We start from the raw sequence: 2,502 nt of genomic DNA, 5'->3' as shown, positions 1-2,502 counted from the left end.
GGTCGGCGCGACGGCGGCCGGGCTGGGCGACGCGGACCTGACGGCGATCTTCGCGCACCTCACCGTGACCGGTCCCGCGGGGACGGCCCGGGACACGGAGCGGAGCGACCAGCGGGGCCGTACAGGCGTGGAGAGGATAAACCCGGCCACGGTCCCCGCCACCAACGGGCGCTACTCGCACGCCACCAGGGCGGGGAACCTGCTGTTCGTCTCCGGGCAGGTGGCCCTGGACGGGGAGGGGAAGGTGGTCGGCGAGGGGGACATGACGCGCCAGTCCGAGTACGTGATGGACCAGCTGTCACGCGTCCTCGCCGATCAGGGCTGCACGTTCGACGACGTGACCCACATCCGGACCTTTCTCATCGACATGTCGCTGTTGCCGGAGTACGGGGCCGTGCGCGGGCGCCATATCACCGGCGCGCCCCCGGCCAGCACGACGGTGGAGGTGTCGCGGCTGTTCTCGCCGGGGCTGCTCATCGAGGTGGACGTGATCGCCGCCGTCCCGGCGGGACGGTATTAGGCCAGGGGGCCGGTGACCGTCTCGGCGGCGGCGACGACCGCGTTGCCCGCGACGAGCCCGACCACCGCCTCGATCTCCGGTGCGAGGAAGCGGTCGGGTCCCGGGCCGGGGACGGCCTGGCGCAGGGCGGCCACCACGGCTCCGGTCGCCGGGGCGGGACGCAGCGGGGCGCGCAGGTCCAGGGCCCGCGCGGCGGTGAGGATCTCCACCGCGAGCACCCGGGTGAGGCCGTCCACCGAGCGGCGCAGTTTGCGCGCGGCCGACCAGCCCATGGAGACGTGGTCCTCCTGCATGGCGGAGCTCGGGATCGAGTCGACGCTCGCGGGCACGGCCAGGCGCTTGAGCTCGGAGACCACCGCCGCCTGGGTGTACTGGGCGATCATGTGACCGGAGTCGACACCGGGATCGTCGGCGAGGAAGGCCGGTAGGCCGTGGCTGCGTGCCACGTCCAGCATGCGGTCGGTGCGGCGTTCGGAGATGCTCGCCATGTCCGCGACCGCGATGGCGAGGAAGTCGAGCACGTAGCCGACGGGGGCGCCGTGGAAGTTGCCGTTGGACTCCACCCGGCCGTCGGCCAGGACCACCGGGTTGTCGATCGCCGAGGCGAGCTCCCGTCCGGCGACCGAGGCGGCGTGCGCCAGGGTGTCACGGGCGGCGCCGGCGACCTGCGGGGCGCACCGCAGGGAGTAGGCGTCCTGGACGCGGGTACAGGTGCCGTCCCGGTGGGAGTCCATGATCTGCGAGTCCGCGAGCAGCGCCCTGAGGTTGGCGGCGCTGGCCGCCTGCCCGGGGTGCGGGCGCAGGGCCTGCAGGTCGGCGGCGAAGACGCGGTCGGTGCCCAGCAGCGCCTCCACGCTCATGGCCGCGCCGATGTCGGCGGTCCTGAACAGGCGGGCGAGGTCGTCCATGGCCAGGATGAGCATGCCGAGCATGCCGTCGGTGCCGTTGATGAGCGCGAGCCCCTCCTTGGCCACCAGTTCGACGGGCTCGATGCCCGCCTGCTTGAGCGCCTCCGCGGCGTCGGCCCGCTCTCCGGCGGCGTCCCGGACGACGCCCTCACCCATGATCGTGAGGGCCACGTGGGAGAGCGGCGCGAGGTCGCCGGAGCAGCCGAGGCTGCCGTACTCGTGCACGACGGGGGTGATCCGCGCGTTGAGCAGGCTCTCCAGCACCTTGGCCGTCTTCGGGCGTACGCCGGTGTGACCGGTGGCCAGGGTGTGCAGGCGCAGCAGCATCATCGCGCGGGTCACCTCGACCTCGACCTCGGGGCCGGACCCGGCGGCGTGCGAGCGGACGAGGGATCGCTGCAGCTGTGCGCGGAGCGCCGGGTCGATGTGCCGGGTGGCCAGGGCGCCGAACCCGGTCGAGACGCCATAGGCGGGGGTAGGGCTCTCGGCCAGCTCGTCCACGCGCGTGCGGGCCGCGGCCATGGCCGCCACGGCGTCGTCGGTGAGTCGCACGGGGGCACCGTGCCTGGCGACCTCTACGACCTGCTCGAAGCTCAGCGGCTCCGGTCCGACGTTCACGACCTCGTTGTCGCGCATGCTGTCACTCTCTCGCGTAGGTTGAACTTGGTAACTGGTGAACCCATTGCTGGCTCCTTACATCTCACGATACCGGTACCGCTCGGTTTGGGGAGTGGCCGGGTATTCGCTAGAGTTCTCGCAGTGAGTCCGGGCAGGCCCCGGGGGCACGCGGAAGTGGCTCAGTGGTAGAGCATCACCTTGCCAAGGTGAGGGTCGCGGGTTCGAATCCCGTCTTCCGCTCGGAAGGGACTCAGGTCCCCCACTCGGTGGAGTGGCCGAGAGGCGAGGCAACGGCCTGCAAAGCCGTGTACACGGGTTCAAATCCCGTCTCCACCTCTGGTTCGCAGCGAGGACGATTAGCTCAGCGGGAGAGCGCTTCCCTGACACGGAAGAGGTCACAGGTTCAATCCCTGTATCGTCCACCACCGCTCATGGCAGCCATGAGCAGATCACCGC

Annotated in this window: 2 protein-coding genes and 3 tRNA genes; 4 read left to right on the top strand and 1 reads right to left on the bottom strand. The window is 71.3% G+C overall.

The window, feature by feature from the left end; translation table 11 throughout:
• On the top strand, positions 1–520 hold a 520-nt coding region (locus tag ABZ260_RS49940), incomplete at its 5' end, for a RidA family protein (protein ID WP_355632686.1).
• Here ABZ260_RS49940 and hutH read toward each other — a convergent pair.
• On the bottom strand, positions 517–2,064 hold the full coding sequence (hutH, locus tag ABZ260_RS49935) for a histidine ammonia-lyase (RefSeq protein WP_350927217.1): 1,548 nt from the start codon (positions 2,062–2,064) through the stop codon (positions 517–519). The genes ABZ260_RS49940 and hutH overlap by 4 nt on opposite strands.
• Before the next feature lie 150 nt (positions 2,065–2,214).
• On the opposite strand from hutH, the gene ABZ260_RS49930 reads away from it, so the two are divergent.
• From ABZ260_RS49930 to ABZ260_RS49920, 3 genes are all read left to right on the top strand, one after another.
• A tRNA-Gly gene (locus tag ABZ260_RS49930) sits at positions 2,215–2,286 on the top strand.
• Positions 2,287–2,311: 25 nt separating this feature from the next.
• Positions 2,312–2,382 (top strand) — tRNA-Cys (locus ABZ260_RS49925).
• Between the two features lie 14 nt (positions 2,383–2,396).
• Positions 2,397–2,471: transfer RNA gene (locus ABZ260_RS49920), tRNA-Val, on the top strand.
• The last annotated feature ends 31 nt before the right edge of the window (positions 2,472–2,502 follow it).

Origin of the sequence: Streptosporangium sp. NPDC006013 (assembly GCF_040614275.1) — a bacterium.
Taxonomy (GTDB): Bacteria; Actinomycetota; Actinomycetes; order Streptosporangiales; family Streptosporangiaceae; genus Streptosporangium.
Note: the sequence above shows the minus strand (reverse complement) of the source record. Positions and strands in the feature narration are given on the sequence as shown.

What these genes read in the sequence shown, in the direction of transcription:
- hutH (WP_350927217.1), bottom strand. Translation starts at nt 2,064, where the DNA reads ATGCGCGACAACGAGGTCGTGAACGTCGGACCGGAGCCGCTGAGCTTC.